A 14,910-nucleotide genomic window follows, 5' to 3' on the forward strand; every position below is an offset into this window, starting at 1 on the left:
CTTCGCGCATCCACCGAATTCGAGCGCCGCACCATGATGACCGCCACACCCCTGCTAGACACCATCGACAGCCCGGCCCAGTTGCGCCGCCTGGACAAGCGCCAGCTGCCCCAGCTGGCAGAAGAACTGCGCACCTTCATCGTCGAGTCGGTGTCCCGCACCGGCGGCCATCTCTCCTCCAACCTGGGCACGGTGGAACTGACCATCGCCCTGCACTACGTCTTCGACACCCCGGAAGACCGGCTGGTGTGGGACGTGGGCCATCAGACCTACCCCCACAAGATCCTCACCGGCCGCCGCGCCGGCATGGCCAAGCTGCGCATGCACGGCGGCCTCTCCGGCTTTCCCAAGCGCTGCGAATCGGCCTACGACACCTTCGGCGTCGGCCACTCCTCCACCTCCATCTCCGCCGCACTGGGCATGGCCCTGGCGGCCAAGCAGAAGGGGGAAAACCGCAAGGCGGTGGCCATCATCGGCGACGGCGCCATGTCCGCCGGCATGGCCTTCGAGGCCCTCAACAACGCCGGTGTCGCCGACGCCAACATGCTCGTCATCCTCAACGACAACGACATGTCCATCTCGCCCCCGGTGGGAGCGCTGAACAAGTACCTGGCCCGGCTGCTCTCCGGCGGCCTCTACTCCGCCGCCCGCCGCGCCGGCGAAAAGGTGCTGGGCGTGGCCCCGCCCCTGCTGGAACTGGCGAAACGGGCCGAGGAGCACGTCAAGGGCATGCTCACCCCGGGCACCCTGTTCGAGGAGCTGGGCTTCAACTACATCGGCCCCATCGACGGCCACGACCTGGATGCACTGGTGCCCACCCTGCAGAATCTGAAGGGTCTCAAGGGACCCCAGTTCCTCCACGTCATCACCAAGAAAGGCCAGGGCTACAAGCTGGCCGAGGCCAACCCGGTGCTCTACCACGGGGTTTCCAAGTTCCAGCCGGAAGTGGGCATCCAGAGCGGCAAGGGCGGCGGCAAGCTGACCTACACCCAGGTCTTCTCCGACTGGCTGTGCGACATGGCGGCGGCCGAGCCGCGCCTGGTGGGCATCACCCCGGCCATGGGCGAAGGCTCCGGTCTGGTGCGCTTTGCCGAGCTGTACCCGGAACGCTATTTCGACGTCGGCATCGCCGAACAGCATGCCGTCACCTTCGCCGCCGGCCTGGCCTGCGAGGGCCTGAAGCCGGTGGTGGCGATCTACTCCACCTTCCTGCAGCGGGGCTACGACCAGCTGGTGCACGACGTGGCCCTGCAGAATCTGCCGGTGGTCTTCGCCATCGACCGGGGCGGCCTGGTGGGCGCCGACGGTGCCACCCACCACGGCGCCTTCGACCTTTCCTTCATGACCTGTATCCCCAACCTGGTGATCATGGCCCCGGCGGACGAGGACGAATGCCGCAAGATGCTGACCACCGCCATGGGCATCGACGGCCCCAGCGCCGTGCGCTATCCCCGCGGCGGCGGCAGCGGCGTGACGCCGGAAACGGCCCTCACCGCCCTGCCCGTGGGCAAGGGCGAGATCCGGCGCCAGGGCAAGGGCGTGGCCCTGCTGGCCTTCGGCAGCATGGTGCAGGCGGCCCTGGGGGCCGGCGACGTCCTGGATGCCAGCGTCGCCAACATGCGCTTCGTCAAACCCCTGGACCGGGAGCTGCTGGCCGAGCTGGCGCGGAACCACGAGCTGCTGGTCAGCGTCGAAGAGAATGCCCTGATCGGCGGCGCCGGCAGCGAAGTGGCCCGGGCCCTGGAAGAGATGGGCCTGACCGTGCCCCTGCTGCGCCTGGGCCTGCCCGACCATTTCATCGACCACGGCGACCAGAACCTGCTGCTGGCCGAGCTAGGCCTGGACGTGGACGGCATCGTCCGCCAGGTACGGCAACGGCTCGCCGCCTGAAGGCCGGGAACGCGCGCCCCCATTGGCTCACCGCCCGGCTGGAAGGCGCATCCCGATTGCCTCTCCGCCCGGCCCACTGCAGATAAGCCCGCCATGACTACTTCCCAGACTCCCATTCCCGACGTCCAGAACAGCGAAGACACCCGCCGCATCGCCATCAACAAGGTGGGCATCCGGGCCATCCGCCATCCGGTGAAAATCCGCGACAAGGGCGGCGACGTGCGCCACACGGTGGCCAGCTTCAACATGTACGTGGGCCTGCCGCACAACTTCAAGGGCACCCACATGTCCCGCTTCGTGGAGATTCTCAACAGCCACGAACGGGAAATCTCGGTGGAATCCTTCCCCACCATGCTGCAGGCCATGGCCGCCCGCCTGGAGGCCCGCAGCGGCCACATCGAGATGAGCTTCCCCTACTTCATCGCCAAGACCGCCCCGGTCTCCGGCGTGCCGAGCCTGCTCGACTACGACGTCACCCTGATCGGCGAAATCGCCGACGGTCGCATCACCTCCACGGTGCGGGTGGTGGTGCCGGTGACCAGCCTGTGCCCCTGCTCCAAGGAAATCTCCAACTACGGCGCCCACAACCAGCGCTCCCACGTCACCGTCACCGCCCGCCTCAACACCTTCCTCTGGATCGAGGACCTGGTGCAGATGGTGGAAGCCCAGGCCTCCTGCGAACTGTTCGGCCTGCTCAAGCGGCCGGACGAGAAGTGGGTCACCGAGCGGGCCTACGACAATCCCAAGTTCGTCGAGGACATGGTGCGGGACGTGGCCGCCCGCCTCAACGAAGATCCCCGCATCGACCACTACGTGGTGGAATCGGAAAACTTCGAGTCCATCCACAACCACTCCGCCTACGCCCTGATCGAGAAGGACAAGCGCGCCTGATAGCGCAAAACATTGCGAACCATTCTTGATAACACCTAACTAACCCGGCGAGTCCCCGGGGCGGGACACCAAGCCGAGGAGCCGCAATGTCAGGCAAGTGCTGCAAGAAGGGTTGCAAGAAATGTCCCTGGCGCAAGAAGAAGTAGCGCCGGAGGAATTCAGGCATAAAAAAAGGGCGCCTTGCGGCGCCCTTTTCATAGCAACGGCCAAACAGCTTAGCCGCGCTTGAGGACCAGCTTTTCCTTGATGCGGGCGGACTTGCCGGAACGGTCGCGCAGGTAGTACAGCTTGGCACGACGCACGTCGCCGCGACGCTTCACTTCGATGGAAGCGATCAGGGGGGAGTAGGTCTGGAAAGTCCGTTCCACGCCTTCGCCGGAGGAAATCTTGCGCACGGTGAAAGCGGAGTTGAGGCCGCGGTTGCGCTTGGCGATGACCACGCCTTCGTAGGCCTGGACCCGCTTGCGGGTACCTTCCACCACGTTCACGCCAACCACCACGGTGTCGCCGGGGGCGAATTCGGGGATGGTCTTGCCGGCGGTCAGGCGGGCGATTTCTTCTTGTTCCAGTTGTGCAATCAGGTTCATGTGAGTACTTCCTAAGTTAAGAACTGCTTTTCATCTCACCGCATTGCTCCGCTTGCGCTTCTCTTTCGAGTTTGCCGAGGAGTTGCGTAATTTCCTTGGAAAGCTTTTTGCCTCCCTCGGTCTGTTGCGTCAGCCATTTGGCGTACAGCTCCGGGCGACGCTCCCGGGTCCGCGCCAGCGACTGTTTCAGTCGCCAGCGGCGAATGTCCTTGTGGTGGCCGGACAACAGCACCGGCGGCACCGGCATTTCTGCATACACCTCGGGGCGGGTGTAATGGGGGCAATCCAGCAGTCCGTCCACGAAGGAGTCCTGCTCGGCCGAGGTGGCATCATTGAGCACCCCCGGCAATTGCCGCACCACGGCATCCATCAGGGCCATGGCCGGAATCTCGCCGCCCGAGAGGACGAAATCCCCGATCGACACTTCCTCGTCAACGCAGCGTTCGATCAGACGCTCGTCCACTCCCTCGTAGCGGCCGCAAAGCAGGATCAGACCCGCTTCTTCCTTCAGCCGCATGACGCTGGCGTGAGTCAGGGGGCGCCCCTGGGGTGACAGATAGATCACCCGGGGCTGGGCCACCCCATTCTGCCGCTGGGACTCCTTGGCCGCCGCAATGGCTTTTTCCAGAGGCTCAGGCAGCATCACCATGCCCGGGCCGCCGCCATAGGGGCGATCGTCCACGGTCCGGTAATTGTTGTCGGTGAAATCCCGCGGGTTCCAGGTGTTCAACACCCAGCGCCCGTCCTCCAGGGCCCGACGGCTGATGCCGAAGTTGGCCAGGGCGGCGAACATCTCCGGAAAGAGGGTAACGACGTCGAAACGCACGCTCAACCGATCCTCGGAGGCGAAGCCGGGCGGACTTTCACCAATCCTTTTCCCACTCGACGCGAATGCGGTGGTCAGACTGCTCCACCGCCAGCACCACCGCGGCAACGAAGGGCAGCAGACGCTCCTCCCCGTCTTCGGCGGCGACGCGCAACACGTCGTTGGCCCCGGTTTCGATCAGCCCGACCACCTGGCCCAGCTTCTCGTCGCGGGTATTGACCACGTCCAGACCGATCAGATCGGTCCAGTAAAACTCGTTTTCCGACGTAGCCGGCATCGCTTCCCGGGGAGCGCCCACCAGAAACCCTTGCAGGGCCTCGGCGGCATTCCGGTCGTCAACGCCTTCAAGCCTTGCAACCAGCCCGTCTCCGTGCCAGCGGCATTGCTTCAACTTGCAGGAGCGCCATTGTGCCAAAGGCACTTCGGCCGCCCCGTCCCCCTTCTCCGTTGCCACCCACCACTCGGGCATTTTGGCCCAGGCGAGGGGATCGTCGGCGAAGGGGTGGATTCTGACCCAGCCCTGGATACCGTAGGGGACGGTGATCTTCCCCAGGACGATGACCGGGTTGGTATCAGTTGCCGTCACGCTTTATCAGGCAGCCTTGGCAGCGAACTGCTTGACCAGGCGGGCCACGGTCGGGGACAGCTGGGCGCCGTTGTCGGTCCAGTAGGTCAGGCGATCCATCTTGATCACCAGGCCTTCGGCATTACCGGAGGCCACGGGGTTGTAGAAACCCACACGCTCGACGAAACGGCCGTCGCGACGGTTACGGGAATCGGTAACCACCATGTTGTAGAAGGGGCGCTTCTTGGCGCCGCCACGGGCAAGGCGAATGACAACCATCGTTGTTCTCTTCCGAAATCAGAAAAAGGGCAAGATTATAACAATAAATCTTTTGTTTGTGAAACAAGGCTTTGCCAGTAGGTTTTTTGCGCTTCCGTCCTGGCTCGTTCGGCTTCAATTTGGGCGATTGCAGCGTCCCTGTCTATTTTGGCCAGTTCCGCTAATCGGTAGATTGCGTATGTGTCGGGCTTGCTTCGTCCGTGCCGATAACCGCTGATTGTGGCGCGTTCTACTTCAATGGTTTTCGCAAGGGCGTAGTCGCTAGGAATACGTGCAACTTCTCTAGCGCGGTCTAGCAGTCGGTCTACTGCGCTCATGGTTTTTCCCCAGTTGTTTGTGACCTGTTGAATGCTACATACGTATATTTGTCTTGACAACGTATAGAGCTTCATACACCATTCGCCTATGACGTATGAAGCCATAGACGTACATGGCAATTACCATGCGATTTTTGGTTTGCCGCTTATCCACATAGGACCAGAAGTGCGGCAGCCAGGACAAATAGGGAGCGAAAAAAAATGATCCTCGCCGCCGTACCCGTTTGTAGCCTCCGTCATGCCGCCCACAAAGGCTCCGGCAAATCCCGTGTCCGTCGCATCAATTTTGGGTACTTCTCCGATGGCCGGGGCCGTCTCTGGGTCGGTCTCATTGAGCTGGTCCGCGTCGAAGTCCTGGATACCGTGCGGATCAACTAATGACCCCCGTCGTCCATCAACTCCCCGCCGTGCCCCTCATGCACTGGCAAGCCTTCGCCCGCTCCGTGGGCCTGGATGAAGACGTAGTGCGCGGCCTCTGCGACAAGGGCCACCTTCCCGTCCTCAAGATAGGCAAGCACCGTTTTGTAAATCTCGCGGTGCTGACCCGCACTTGCCTGGAGGCCAAAGACAACTAACACGAGCTGGTGTTTAGGCAGGTGTGCCGGGGTCGCCCAAAAGTCCCGCCTTACCGCCCTTAGGCGTTGCCAAAGGTCCGGCACACCTCCCTAAACGCCAGCTCAGATTAAACCGCTCCCGGGCCAACACCCCACCCGGATAGGCGGACTTTAGCGGGGTGCTTTTGAAAGGATTCACCATGGAAATGCGCGCAACTGCCAAGCTCAACATCCTGGGCGCCTCCCGCTTTGACTTTGACGGTATCCAGGGCGTCAAAGTGTTTGCCCAGAAGGATTCCGACCCTACCAACTTGAACGTCATCGGTATTGAGGTCGTCGAGTTCTCCGCTGACTTCGGCCTGTTCGAGTCCCTGCGCGGCTATGGCTTCCCCATGGAGTTCAATTGTGACCTCCAGTTTGGCCGTGCTTCCAAAGGCAAGGCCGGCGCCAAGATCGTCGCTCTCCAGCCCGTCAAGGGCGCTGCTCCCTCCACCCCGGCCAAGGCCGCCGCCTAAGTCCTTTCCAATGCGCCCCACTGTCGCCCTGGTGAATTCGGCCGGTGGCGATGGTGGCGGACCTTGACCCGGGATTCCCCATGACTACCCCCGACACCTGCGTCACTGCGGCTCAGATCGCCACCGATACGGCGGCCGCCTTCGGTCCCGTAATTGAGCAATTGATTCTGTTGTCCTGGATGTGGGCCGCCGTCTTCTTTTTCCTCGGCGGGGTGTTCGGTCCTGCCGTCGCTCATGCGGTCCTGGTTGTTGCCCGCGTCGTATGCCGTCGCATTCGCCGTATGAGGGCTGCGTAATGCTCCGCTCGTTCGCCCTGGCGCTATTTCTGGCCTTCCTGCTGTATTGGGTGGTAGTCAGGCCAGTGGCGAACGCCGGCAGGGCAGTCGGGTATAACCCCGCCGCCCAACTACTCGAGGCTCGTCAATGAGCCGTCGAGCTTCCCTCTTAGATCAGATTCAGACGGCGCTGGCCCTTTGCGGCCAAAGCCTCAATTTCCAGCCGGAAAGCCTGGGCCATAGCCCGGCCTTCGGAATATCCGAAGAAGCCAAACAGCGCCTGGGCGGCCTGCCGCGCCGCGTACTGGGCAGGCCGCCCCTTCCGCTTCCGGTTGTGGCTGCGGTCAATGAGCTGCGCGGCTGCCCGCATCATGTGCCGGGCCAGGACCGCCGGAGCGGCCTTAGCCTTAGAAAAGTCCAGTTTCAACTGACGGGCCAGGAATTCGGCCGTCTTTTGGTAGGCGCGGTTGAGCATGGCAAATCCCCCTCAGATATGCAGACCCAGGGCGCGGTAGATGCGCTGGGCGACGTTCACCGGAACGGCGGCAGCCTTGGCGGCCCGCTTGGCGTCCTCGGCCCGCTCGGCCTGGATGATGACGGCCTCCCACTGGGCCATCGTCATGCGCTTGCCGCAAGCGAGGCAACGGACGCGGCCATTGCGATAGGAACGGGCGGTTTCGTGTCCGCAGGTGTTGTGCTTGGTCATGGTCAGGGCTCCCAGGTCAAAGATTCGGAAAGTGCGGTGCGCTTCCTTTCCAAAGACAGCCCGAAGGGCGATGCCGCCTGCTGGGTAGGGGACCCGTCAAGGGGAACGTGGAATAAATGGGGGGGCCCAACGGCTTCATCGTTGGGGGCAAACGTTTATGCCGCGAAAGCCCCTTTACGGGGATGCCCAGTAGGCGAACCCAGGACGAACGCAACGCGCCCAGTTGAGCCAGCTAGAACGGGGTTTGTTCTAGCTGGTGATTTACTGGGGCCTGGAAGTCGTTTTTTGACTTCCAGGATTCGGCCCGTTGCGCACAGTCGGGGCTTGCCCCGCGCATGCGTGGCGACGGTTGATAACCGCAAAGGCGCACCGCGCCCCGCCCAGTCGTATCAAAGCGGCCGCGGGGCCGCGCTCCACCCTGGGAGCGCCTAACCATGCCCCTCTGCCTCCAGCAAAACCCCGACAACACCCTGTCCGTTGTCCTCCCCCAGCCCGTAGAGCCCTCCACTTGTTCTGTGGTGGCCCTCTCCGGCGCGGAATTCGTCAGTGTCCAGGAAAGCCCCTGGAACCTGACAGTAGAGCAAGCCGGCCAGATCGGCGGTGCCATCACCCTGGTCTGGGCGATTGCATGGGCTTGGCGGTTATTCGCCGCCATGGTCCATCCATCATCTCAACCTCAAGAAAAGGAAATGTCATGAAGCGCAAATTCAATGCTGTTGCCGAAGCCACCCGCCGTAACGCCCAACGCCTGGGCGTCGTCGCCTCCGGTGTCGCCCTGGCGGCTCTCCCGGGTCTGTCCCAGGCCGCTATCGATGTGACCGATGTGGTCACGGAAATTAAGGCCACCGTGACCCCCATCAACCTGCTCGGCGCCGCCGTGCTGATCGTTCTGGTGACTGCCGCCGCCTACAAGTGGGTCCGGCGCGGTCTGTAAGCCACCAGTGAGGGGCGGGAATTTCCGGATGCGTCACGCAAGCGGAAATTCCCGCCCCTCCTCTTTTTGGGGAGTGCGTTGTGGGACTCTGGTTATTGATTGCAATCCTGGGGGCGGCATGGATCATCTTCGCGCCCTAGTCGTTTTCCTCCTAGCCATGGCCGCCAGTCTGCCGGCCTTCGCTGCCACCAAGAATTACAACAGTAGAGAAAATGCCGAAAAGGCGTGTGAAGCCCAACGCGCCGGGGATAGCGGTTGGCGTTGTCCTGGTAGCGGATCGTCTATCCTTCTCCAGCGATATGAGGGGGTCTATGGTTGGACCACTATTAAGGCCACCTTCACCTATGAGGCCGACGGTGATTGCTCTCCCCAGGACACCGCCCCCGATGGGCAATGTATTCCACGATGCAAGTCGGCCTCCCACCTTAACGCCGACAAAACCGCCTGCGTCCCTGATTGCCCCCTTCGTCAGTCCAAAGATTCCTCGGGCGCCTGTGTTGCAGATACCCCGCCCACTGCCGGTTCCGCCGTTCCCAGCAATGCCGATAACGGTCGCCCTGGTGAGTTGGGCAGCGACAACAGCGGCGTAACGTCTAATCAGAATTTGCCCGGCGGCACCGGTTGCGTGGGCGGGTGGGAATTCACCTATGACGGCGCCGTTTGCACTCCGCCCGATGGCTCTGGGAATTACAACTGCATCAATTACGGCTCCCGCTATACGGGCAATACCTGTGAGTCCGAAGAAATAACCCCGCCCGCTGGTTCTGCCACTCAATGCCTTTCCCCTGCGGTTCCCAATGGCTCTAGCTGCTCTTGCCCGGCTGGTTACACTGCCGGCACCATTACGGTGGGGGCCTCAACACAAGTTACTTGCGCCCCTTCTACCGGCACAGGTACCGGCACTGGCGGCACAGGTACGGGCACTGGAGGTACTGGCACTGGTACAGGTGGTACGGGTACTGGTGGCACTGGAACCGGAACGGACAATGGCGGGGGCGGCACTGATCCGGGCACCGGCGGTACCGGCACCGGCGGCACTGGTACTGGCACTGGTACGGACCCCGGCACTGGCAGTTACAACTCCGTCGATTGTGGCGTACCTCCCATCTGTAGCGGCGACGCCGTGCAATGCGGCATTTCCCTTGAAGCGTGGCGCACCCATTGCAAGCTCGGTGAAATTCACCAGAAGGGAGCGTATGACGCCCTAATGGATGGCGTCACGCCCGGCGGTTCGGCTGCGGATATTGCCGATGGCAAGAAAGCCAAAGATGGCATTTCGTGGGATGTAGTCGAAGAGTTCGAAAAGAACCGCAAAACCTATCTTCAGTTTTCCTCCTATTGCCCCGGTCCCATGATGGTTGAGTTGATGGGTGGTCAGAGCGTAACCATTGACCCAAGCGTCCTCTGCTCCTTCGGCAAGTTCATCAAGCTGATCATGCACATCATGGCTTACATGTTTGTTGCCCGGATCATCCACAAGACGATGGTGTAAAGATGGCAATCTTCCTTGCTCCCATTGGCGCGTCCGTTGCTGGCGGCCTGATCGCCGGGCTTGTCCAGTTCTTCGCCTCCCGCGCTGGCACCATGCTTGCCGGCCTCGGGCTTACCTATATCGGTGTCCGTTCGTGGCAGGCATTCCTGGGCTATGTCATTTCCGATATCCAGCTCGTCGTAAATTCCCTGCCTTCTGGTGGCGGTGGTAGCGGTGGCGGTTATGACTATGCCGCCTTGGCAATTCAGGTTGCCTCGTACGCCGGCCTATTCGATGCCCTCAACATCATCATCAGCGGTTACATGGCTGCCGGCTCGTTGGTGGGTATGAAAGTCATAATGGGGCGCCTCAAGTGATTACGCTCCTTACTGGCCTGCCAGGTAACGGTAAGACTCTCCGGGCGTTGCAGATGGTCGAAGAGTTGTGCCGCAAGGACAATAGGCCGCTCTTTGTTATGGGGATCGAGCTAACTGACGAATTCCCCATTCCGTGGGAAGTGGTTCCTCCCGTCAAAGAATGGACCGAAGTCCGTCCTCTCAAAGAGGACCCGTCCCTCTCGGCACCCCATTTCACCTTCCCTGAGAATGCCGTCATTCTCATTGATGAATGCCAGAAGGTTTGGCGGCCTCGGTCCTCGTCGTCCGTCCCGCCGCCAACGGTGCAAGCTTTTGAGACGCACCGCCATGAAGGCATTGATTTTGTGTTGATGACGCAACACCCCTCTTTCATTGATGTGGCAATCCGTCGCCTGACGAATCGCCATATTCATATGGTCCGCGTGTGGGGCGCCCAGGCAGCCAACATTCACGAATGGCAGCAGGTCAAAAACAACCCCGAGGACGTTCGGACCAATAGCCAGGAAAAGCCGTGGATTTTTCCGAAGCATATTTACAAGTGGTACCGCTCCGCCAAGGCGCATACCTATAAATTCCGCCCCCCGCTTCGGGCCTTGTTGCTGATCGTTGGTCCCGTCGCCCTGGTCTATCTGTGCTGGGCCATCTATAGCTGGTTCGCCCATCGCAACGATAAGCCGGCTGCTGATCCGGCCACATCCAGCGCCAGTAGTTCACCTGCTTCGTCTAATCCGCCCAATTCGCCCGCTAGTGCGCTGTCTGCATACCTGCCTCGCGTTCCTGGCCTCCCCCATACCGCACCTCGTTATGACCAGATCACCCAGCCGGTAGATGCCCCAGCGCCTGCCGGCTGCGTCTCTGTGGGTAGCAAGTGCAGTTGCTTTAGTTCTCAGGGCACGGTCTTGGATATCAGCCCGGATATGTGCAATGCCTTGGTCCGTACTGGCTATTTCAAGGATTGGAATAACGAAGTTCGAAAGGATTTCAAATGATCCGCATGGTGTTACTCCCCCTCTTCCTGGGCATGTGGCTTCCGGCCCAGGCCGATATATCGCTCCGGTTCGATTCCGTTCCGGTGTCCCAGTTGGCTAAAGCGGTGTTCGGCGAAGTCCTGCAAAAGCCCTATGTCATTGAAGATGATGTCAGTAAGCGCACGGTGTCCATGCAACTACAAAACGTGCCTCTCGGCGTTGTGGCAATGACCGTAGCCCGGGTGCTGGAGGGCTCCCATATTGAAGTGAAGGAAGAAGCCGGCGTGTTCTTCATCGGGCAGCGCAAAGAGGATGAATTGGTGATTTACCAGCCTCGGCACCGTAGCGCTGCCGCACTTCGTTCTTTGATCGCCCAAGCCTTTTCCCAGGCAGATATTAGTCAGGCAAAGACTGTTCGCCCTGCATCTGCCAAAGCTGAAGCCACCACAACGCAATCCTCTACCTCCAATGGCGCCAGCTTCCAGACTGCGCCAACTGTTCAATCGGGATCTGTGAGTGCTGAGGATCTGCAATATGTCGTTCTGCGTCTGCCACCAGCTCATGCCCGGGCAGTCCGTGATTTGCTGTCGCTTATCGATACTCCAGCTGATCAGCTCTATGTCCGGGCCGTTGCCTATGACGTAACAACCGATAGCGCATCGGGTACTTCCGTTGATCTGGCGCTATCCCTACTTGGCAGCAAGTTCGGCCTTTCCCTCTCCGGTGGTTCTCTCAACAACGCCCAGGCCGTGACCTTCAAATCGGCCACCGTCGAAGCCGTGGCTAGGGTGCTGGATTCGGATAACCGCTTTAAGGCAGTTTCCCGGCCTGCCTTGCGTGTTCGCTCCGGGGGCCATGCGCGGTTCTCTGTTGGGCAGGAAGTGCCGACCCTAGGCGGTGTGACAACGAACGTCGGCGGCGCTACCCAGGCCATTGTCTATCGGTCTGCCGGGGTGATTTTCGATGTAGAGCCCGTTGTGAGGGATGGCGGCGTTGATCTGACGGTCAAGCAAACCATTAGCGATTTCCGCACAACTCAAACTAGCCAGATCAATAGCCCGACTCTCAACAAGCGGGAGCTATCTACGGACCTCAATGTAAAACCCGGTGAGGTGATTGTGTTGGCCGGGCTGGATAGCGAAGAGGACAACCAAGGTGGGCGCTCCTTCTTCGGTATTCCGTTGGGCAATACGAAAACCAACACTCAGCGCCAAACCCTACTGCTGCTGGAGGTGCAGGCTTTGTAGGCCAGGGCGGGGGGTGCCCCAGGGGCCAGCGGCCCCCAGGGCACCCCCGCCCGGGAGACGGGCCTGTAGCACGTCTCACAGAAAGGTAGAAAAACACTCGTTACACCACATTGCACCACTATGTAACACAAAGGGCGGATATGAATAAGAAGCTGAAAGCGTGGGAGCGCTACTCCCTGGAAAGCCTCGCGGATAACACTACGGATTCCCGGGGCCGTCTGTTTCTCTCTGAGCTGGGCCAAGTTAATCTGGAAGGCGTCCAGGTGCTGCACAGCGGCCTGGATACCATCAAGCAACTGTATTCCGGGGAACTGCGCCTCGAGCTGCTGCAAGAGGTCGAGCGCCTATACGGCGAAGGCTTCGGGGAATGCCTGGAAGTGGGCGGGCATGTCTGGATGCTCGGCTCTGGTGGGGCCTCCGGTTACCAGTTTCGGCTGCAAAATTCCGACCTGGGCCTAATCGTGTTCCTCAAGTCCCGCTACGCCGAAAACGATAAGGCGTTTTCCCACCTCAAAATCGAGTGCTCCCCCCACTGGCTCCATGCTCGGTCTGTCGAGACGATGAAGCGGGAGCTAGACTCCCTTGCCGATTGCTTCCTGTGCGGTCAGCAAGGCTCCGGGGTCGCCGTTCATATGTGCGTCGATGTGCAGGGCTGGGCGCCGCCTGCAAACCTCTCAGATCGCCTTGTGACCCGTGCCCGCCGTGTCCTCTCCCATGACTCCTGCAAAGTGCTGTACTGGGACATGGGCGAAGTAGCCCTACGCTACAACCAAGGCCAGTCCTATCTGTTCGGCTCGGCCTCGAGCGTCCAGATGGCCGTCTATCGCAAAGACGTCCAGGCCAAGGCCATAGACAAGCTGGATTTCTGGCAAAGCGTCTGGAACAAGGCAGCAGGCAACGAGCTGGAACAAAGCGCCTATGACCCCAGCGCCCCTGTGTGGCGCATCGAGGTCCGCTTTCATCATTCTGTCCTGGCCGACTTTGGCCGGGGTGCAGCGGCCCAGCTCGAATACGGCGCAAGCCTTCAGCAAGGCATTTGGAGCCACATTCAGGGGGTGTCCGGCCACCTGACCGGCCTCTGGCAATACGGCCTCAACAGCTTCCGCCTGGAAGCCCAGGGCGAGAAAGCTAGCCAACGTTACCTAGACCCCTTCTGGCAATTGCTCCTAGACGACGTGCTGTTCTTGAAGCCTGTCGGTGAGCTGCTCTACAAGCGAGTGAAGAAGACGCCCGGCCTGGGCAATGAAAAGAATCTCATGCTCGCCGTGGGCAACCTGTTGAGCGTGTATGCCCGCAACCGCTTCACGCCAAAGCAGGCTTTTAACTGCCTCAAGTCATCCGGCATCTATGACGATTTGTGCGCCTACATGGAGCGCAGGGCCAATGCCGACTATCGCAATTTCCGGGAGTCGGACCTATTCGAGTTCGTGGCGAAGGCCCTACAGTTGCGGACCCTCTTGGGTAAGGCTGCCTGATAGCGGTTAGAATTCCCGCCGTCATGCAATCGGATATCCCGCTTTCTCTCTTTGTCTCGAAGTATCTAAGCGCAATTCAAAGCCGTCTGCGCTCTCATGGTCAGATCGCTAGGCGACTGAATCGGTTCGTTGTGTACTTTGGGCCGTCTCGTGCCCTGGATAGCATCAGGCGTACGCATCTTGCCGATTATGTGGAGTGTCGGCAGTCCTCCGGTGTATCTCCGGCCTCTATCAATGTGGAAATTGCGTCGTTTTCGGCTGCCTGGAATTACTGCGTCAAGCGTTGGGAATTGACGTTACCTAATCCGGTTGTTGGTCTTTACTTCCGTTCCTCTCCTGGCCGGCTTCGTTACCTTGAGCATGAAGAAGCTGCAAGGCTTGTCCAGTGCGCGGCTCTTACTCGTTCTCGCGTTCTTCCGTTCTTCATTTCCCTGGCACTACATACGGGATGCCGGAAAAATGAGTTGCTTCAGCTCAAATGGAAAAGCGTTGATTTCCATCGTTCCATCATCACGATAGAGGCGGAAACCACGAAAACGGGCAAGCGTCGTTACCTTCCAATGAACAGATCGGCGCGGGATGCTCTCTTGAGCTTGTCTCGTCGATGTGAAGAGGTCGGCTCGTCGTCTGCGTTCGTGTTTGTGAAAAGTGATGGGCAGCCGTGGCGTTACCCTGATAGGGCATTTCGCAAGGCGCTTGAGCTGGCGGGCATAAAGGACTTTACCGTGCATGACCTACGTCATACGTTCGCGTCCTGGCTAGTATCTGAGGGGGTGGAACTGATAAAGGTCAGGGACCTTTTGGGGCACTCGTCAATTCGTATGACTGAGCGTTATGCACATCTCGCGCCGTTTCGGCTGCATGATGCTGTTGCGGTGTTAGATGGCCTGCAAGGCAATAGGGGCGCGGTGGTTAAGCAAATGTCGATGTTTTAACAATAAACCGCGGCAAAACAAGCAATAAAACAAGCCCCTACTTTGCCCCGGCGGAAACGGGAAACAAATCCGCCCCGCCCCCGCCGCCTGGCGGCCGG

The 14,910-nt window shown here is 60.4% G+C and carries 21 protein-coding genes; 14 read left to right on the forward strand and 7 right to left on the reverse strand.

All coding sequences use genetic code 11. The features are described 5' to 3' along the window. The first annotated feature begins 36 nt into the window (after positions 1–36). Both dxs and folE2 read left to right on the forward strand, forming a co-directional pair. Positions 37–1,890, forward strand: coding sequence for a 1-deoxy-D-xylulose-5-phosphate synthase (dxs, locus tag AZSP09_RS08020; protein ID WP_152090861.1), 1,854 nt, complete (start codon positions 37–39; stop codon positions 1,888–1,890). 93 nt (positions 1,891–1,983) lie between these two features. Beyond that, positions 1,984–2,781, forward strand: a complete 798-nt coding sequence (gene folE2, locus AZSP09_RS08025) for a GTP cyclohydrolase FolE2 (RefSeq protein ID WP_152089705.1) — start codon at positions 1,984–1,986, stop codon at positions 2,779–2,781. Positions 2,782–2,996: 215 nt separating this feature from the next. Here folE2 and rplS read toward each other — a convergent pair whose 3' ends face one another. The 5 genes from rplS to AZSP09_RS08050 are packed head-to-tail and all read right to left on the reverse strand — an operon-like array spanning position 2,997 to position 5,355. Further along, positions 2,997–3,368, reverse strand: a complete 372-nt coding sequence (gene rplS, locus AZSP09_RS08030) for a 50S ribosomal protein L19 (RefSeq protein WP_014238520.1) — start codon at positions 3,366–3,368, stop codon at positions 2,997–2,999. A 16-nt stretch (positions 3,369–3,384) separates the two neighbouring features. Further along, positions 3,385–4,194 carry a tRNA (guanosine(37)-N1)-methyltransferase TrmD gene (trmD, locus tag AZSP09_RS08035; RefSeq protein ID WP_152089706.1) on the reverse strand — a complete coding sequence of 270 codons (810 nt, stop codon included), beginning with the start codon at positions 4,192–4,194 and terminating at the stop codon, positions 3,385–3,387. A 37-nt stretch (positions 4,195–4,231) separates the two neighbouring features. Then, positions 4,232–4,780 carry a ribosome maturation factor RimM gene (gene rimM / locus AZSP09_RS08040; protein ID WP_152089707.1) on the reverse strand — a complete coding sequence of 183 codons (549 nt, stop codon included), beginning with the start codon at positions 4,778–4,780 and terminating at the stop codon, positions 4,232–4,234. Positions 4,781–4,786: 6 nt separating this feature from the next. Then, entirely contained in the window at positions 4,787–5,038 is a 252-nt protein-coding gene (gene rpsP / locus AZSP09_RS08045) for a 30S ribosomal protein S16 (RefSeq protein ID WP_014238523.1), read from the reverse strand. 35 nt (positions 5,039–5,073) lie between these two features. Next, complete coding sequence (locus AZSP09_RS08050) at positions 5,074–5,355, reverse strand: hypothetical protein (protein ID WP_152089708.1); 282 nt, start codon at positions 5,353–5,355, stop codon at positions 5,074–5,076. 201 nt (positions 5,356–5,556) lie between these two features. Between AZSP09_RS08050 and AZSP09_RS19940 the strand changes: the two genes are divergently transcribed. From AZSP09_RS19940 to AZSP09_RS08065, 4 genes are all read left to right on the forward strand, one after another. Beyond that, positions 5,557–5,733: a hypothetical protein gene (locus tag AZSP09_RS19940; RefSeq protein ID WP_172974721.1), complete on the forward strand. Its 177-nt coding sequence runs from the start codon at positions 5,557–5,559 to the stop codon at positions 5,731–5,733. After that, the gene (locus AZSP09_RS08055) at positions 5,733–5,930 is read left to right on the forward strand and encodes a hypothetical protein (protein ID WP_152089709.1); all 198 of its coding nucleotides are present in this window, start codon (positions 5,733–5,735) and stop codon (positions 5,928–5,930) included. The genes AZSP09_RS19940 and AZSP09_RS08055 overlap by 1 nt, the downstream gene beginning before the upstream one ends. A 179-nt stretch (positions 5,931–6,109) precedes the next feature. Continuing rightward, positions 6,110–6,424, forward strand: coding sequence for a hypothetical protein (locus AZSP09_RS08060; RefSeq protein ID WP_152089710.1), 315 nt, complete (start codon positions 6,110–6,112; stop codon positions 6,422–6,424). An 80-nt stretch (positions 6,425–6,504) separates the two neighbouring features. Next, the gene (locus tag AZSP09_RS08065) at positions 6,505–6,720 is read left to right on the forward strand and encodes a hypothetical protein (RefSeq protein ID WP_152089711.1); all 216 of its coding nucleotides are present in this window, start codon (positions 6,505–6,507) and stop codon (positions 6,718–6,720) included. A 148-nt stretch (positions 6,721–6,868) separates the two neighbouring features. Here AZSP09_RS08065 and AZSP09_RS08070 read toward each other — a convergent pair whose 3' ends face one another. Both AZSP09_RS08070 and AZSP09_RS08075 read right to left on the reverse strand, forming a co-directional pair. Beyond that, positions 6,869–7,174, reverse strand: coding sequence for a hypothetical protein (locus tag AZSP09_RS08070; protein ID WP_152089712.1), 306 nt, complete (start codon positions 7,172–7,174; stop codon positions 6,869–6,871). Between the two features lie 12 nt (positions 7,175–7,186). Then, positions 7,187–7,405 carry a hypothetical protein gene (locus AZSP09_RS08075; protein WP_152089713.1) on the reverse strand — a complete coding sequence of 73 codons (219 nt, stop codon included), beginning with the start codon at positions 7,403–7,405 and terminating at the stop codon, positions 7,187–7,189. Positions 7,406–7,839: 434 nt separating this feature from the next. Between AZSP09_RS08075 and AZSP09_RS08080 the strand changes: the two genes are divergently transcribed. The 8 genes from AZSP09_RS08080 to AZSP09_RS08115 all read left to right on the forward strand — a co-directional run bounded on the left by AZSP09_RS08080 (position 7,840) and on the right by AZSP09_RS08115 (position 14,812). Continuing rightward, entirely contained in the window at positions 7,840–8,103 is a 264-nt protein-coding gene (locus AZSP09_RS08080) for a hypothetical protein (protein WP_152089714.1), read from the forward strand. Beyond that, a complete protein-coding gene (locus AZSP09_RS08085; RefSeq protein WP_152089715.1) occupies positions 8,100–8,339 on the forward strand; it encodes a major capsid protein in 240 nt (79 codons plus the stop codon). The genes AZSP09_RS08080 and AZSP09_RS08085 overlap by 4 nt, the downstream gene beginning before the upstream one ends. A 118-nt stretch (positions 8,340–8,457) precedes the next feature. Further along, positions 8,458–9,831: a hypothetical protein gene (locus AZSP09_RS20135; RefSeq protein ID WP_197739071.1), complete on the forward strand. Its 1,374-nt coding sequence runs from the start codon at positions 8,458–8,460 to the stop codon at positions 9,829–9,831. Between the two features lie 2 nt (positions 9,832–9,833). After that, positions 9,834–10,187 (forward strand): DUF2523 family protein, encoded by a 354-nt coding sequence (locus AZSP09_RS08095; RefSeq protein ID WP_152089716.1) that lies wholly within the window; start codon positions 9,834–9,836, stop codon positions 10,185–10,187. Then, on the forward strand, positions 10,184–11,176 hold the full coding sequence (locus tag AZSP09_RS08100; RefSeq protein ID WP_172974722.1) for a zonular occludens toxin domain-containing protein: 993 nt from the start codon (positions 10,184–10,186) through the stop codon (positions 11,174–11,176). Before AZSP09_RS08095 ends, AZSP09_RS08100 begins: the two co-directional genes overlap by 4 nt. After that, positions 11,173–12,402: a type II secretion system protein GspD gene (locus AZSP09_RS08105; protein WP_152089718.1), complete on the forward strand. Its 1,230-nt coding sequence runs from the start codon at positions 11,173–11,175 to the stop codon at positions 12,400–12,402. The genes AZSP09_RS08100 and AZSP09_RS08105 overlap by 4 nt, the downstream gene beginning before the upstream one ends. Positions 12,403–12,542: 140 nt before the next feature. Continuing rightward, complete coding sequence (locus tag AZSP09_RS08110) at positions 12,543–13,877, forward strand: hypothetical protein (RefSeq protein ID WP_152089719.1); 1,335 nt, start codon at positions 12,543–12,545, stop codon at positions 13,875–13,877. Between the two features lie 23 nt (positions 13,878–13,900). Then, positions 13,901–14,812 carry a tyrosine-type recombinase/integrase gene (locus tag AZSP09_RS08115; RefSeq protein ID WP_152089720.1) on the forward strand — a complete coding sequence of 304 codons (912 nt, stop codon included), beginning with the start codon at positions 13,901–13,903 and terminating at the stop codon, positions 14,810–14,812. The last annotated feature ends 98 nt before the right edge of the window (positions 14,813–14,910 follow it).

The sequence above is a fragment of the Azospira sp. I09 genome (genome assembly GCF_009177135.1).
Taxonomy (GTDB): Bacteria; Pseudomonadota; Gammaproteobacteria; order Burkholderiales; family Rhodocyclaceae; genus Azospira; species Azospira oryzae.

Bases quoted from the DNA above. Each gene is read 5' to 3' on its own strand.
- dxs (WP_152090861.1), top strand. From the start codon at position 37: ATGACCGCCACACCCCTGCTAGACACCATCGACAGCCCGGCCCAGTTG.
- folE2 (WP_152089705.1), top strand. From the start codon at position 1,984: ATGACTACTTCCCAGACTCCCATTCCCGACGTCCAGAACAGCGAAGAC.
- rplS (WP_014238520.1), bottom strand. From the start codon at position 3,368: ATGAACCTGATTGCACAACTGGAACAAGAAGAAATCGCCCGCCTGACC.
- rpsP (WP_014238523.1), bottom strand. From the start codon at position 5,038: ATGGTTGTCATTCGCCTTGCCCGTGGCGGCGCCAAGAAGCGCCCCTTC.
- AZSP09_RS08050 (WP_152089708.1), bottom strand. From the start codon at position 5,355: ATGAGCGCAGTAGACCGACTGCTAGACCGCGCTAGAGAAGTTGCACGT.
- AZSP09_RS19940 (WP_172974721.1), top strand. From the start codon at position 5,557: ATGATCCTCGCCGCCGTACCCGTTTGTAGCCTCCGTCATGCCGCCCAC.
- AZSP09_RS08055 (WP_152089709.1), top strand. From the start codon at position 5,733: ATGACCCCCGTCGTCCATCAACTCCCCGCCGTGCCCCTCATGCACTGG.
- AZSP09_RS08060 (WP_152089710.1), top strand. From the start codon at position 6,110: ATGGAAATGCGCGCAACTGCCAAGCTCAACATCCTGGGCGCCTCCCGC.
- AZSP09_RS08065 (WP_152089711.1), top strand. From the start codon at position 6,505: ATGACTACCCCCGACACCTGCGTCACTGCGGCTCAGATCGCCACCGAT.
- AZSP09_RS08070 (WP_152089712.1), bottom strand. From the start codon at position 7,174: ATGCTCAACCGCGCCTACCAAAAGACGGCCGAATTCCTGGCCCGTCAG.
- AZSP09_RS08075 (WP_152089713.1), bottom strand. From the start codon at position 7,405: ATGACCAAGCACAACACCTGCGGACACGAAACCGCCCGTTCCTATCGC.
- AZSP09_RS08080 (WP_152089714.1), top strand. From the start codon at position 7,840: ATGCCCCTCTGCCTCCAGCAAAACCCCGACAACACCCTGTCCGTTGTC.
- AZSP09_RS08085 (WP_152089715.1), top strand. From the start codon at position 8,100: ATGAAGCGCAAATTCAATGCTGTTGCCGAAGCCACCCGCCGTAACGCC.
- AZSP09_RS20135 (WP_197739071.1), top strand. From the start codon at position 8,458: ATGGATCATCTTCGCGCCCTAGTCGTTTTCCTCCTAGCCATGGCCGCC.
- AZSP09_RS08095 (WP_152089716.1), top strand. From the start codon at position 9,834: ATGGCAATCTTCCTTGCTCCCATTGGCGCGTCCGTTGCTGGCGGCCTG.
- AZSP09_RS08105 (WP_152089718.1), top strand. From the start codon at position 11,173: ATGATCCGCATGGTGTTACTCCCCCTCTTCCTGGGCATGTGGCTTCCG.
- AZSP09_RS08110 (WP_152089719.1), top strand. From the start codon at position 12,543: ATGAATAAGAAGCTGAAAGCGTGGGAGCGCTACTCCCTGGAAAGCCTC.
- AZSP09_RS08115 (WP_152089720.1), top strand. From the start codon at position 13,901: ATGCAATCGGATATCCCGCTTTCTCTCTTTGTCTCGAAGTATCTAAGC.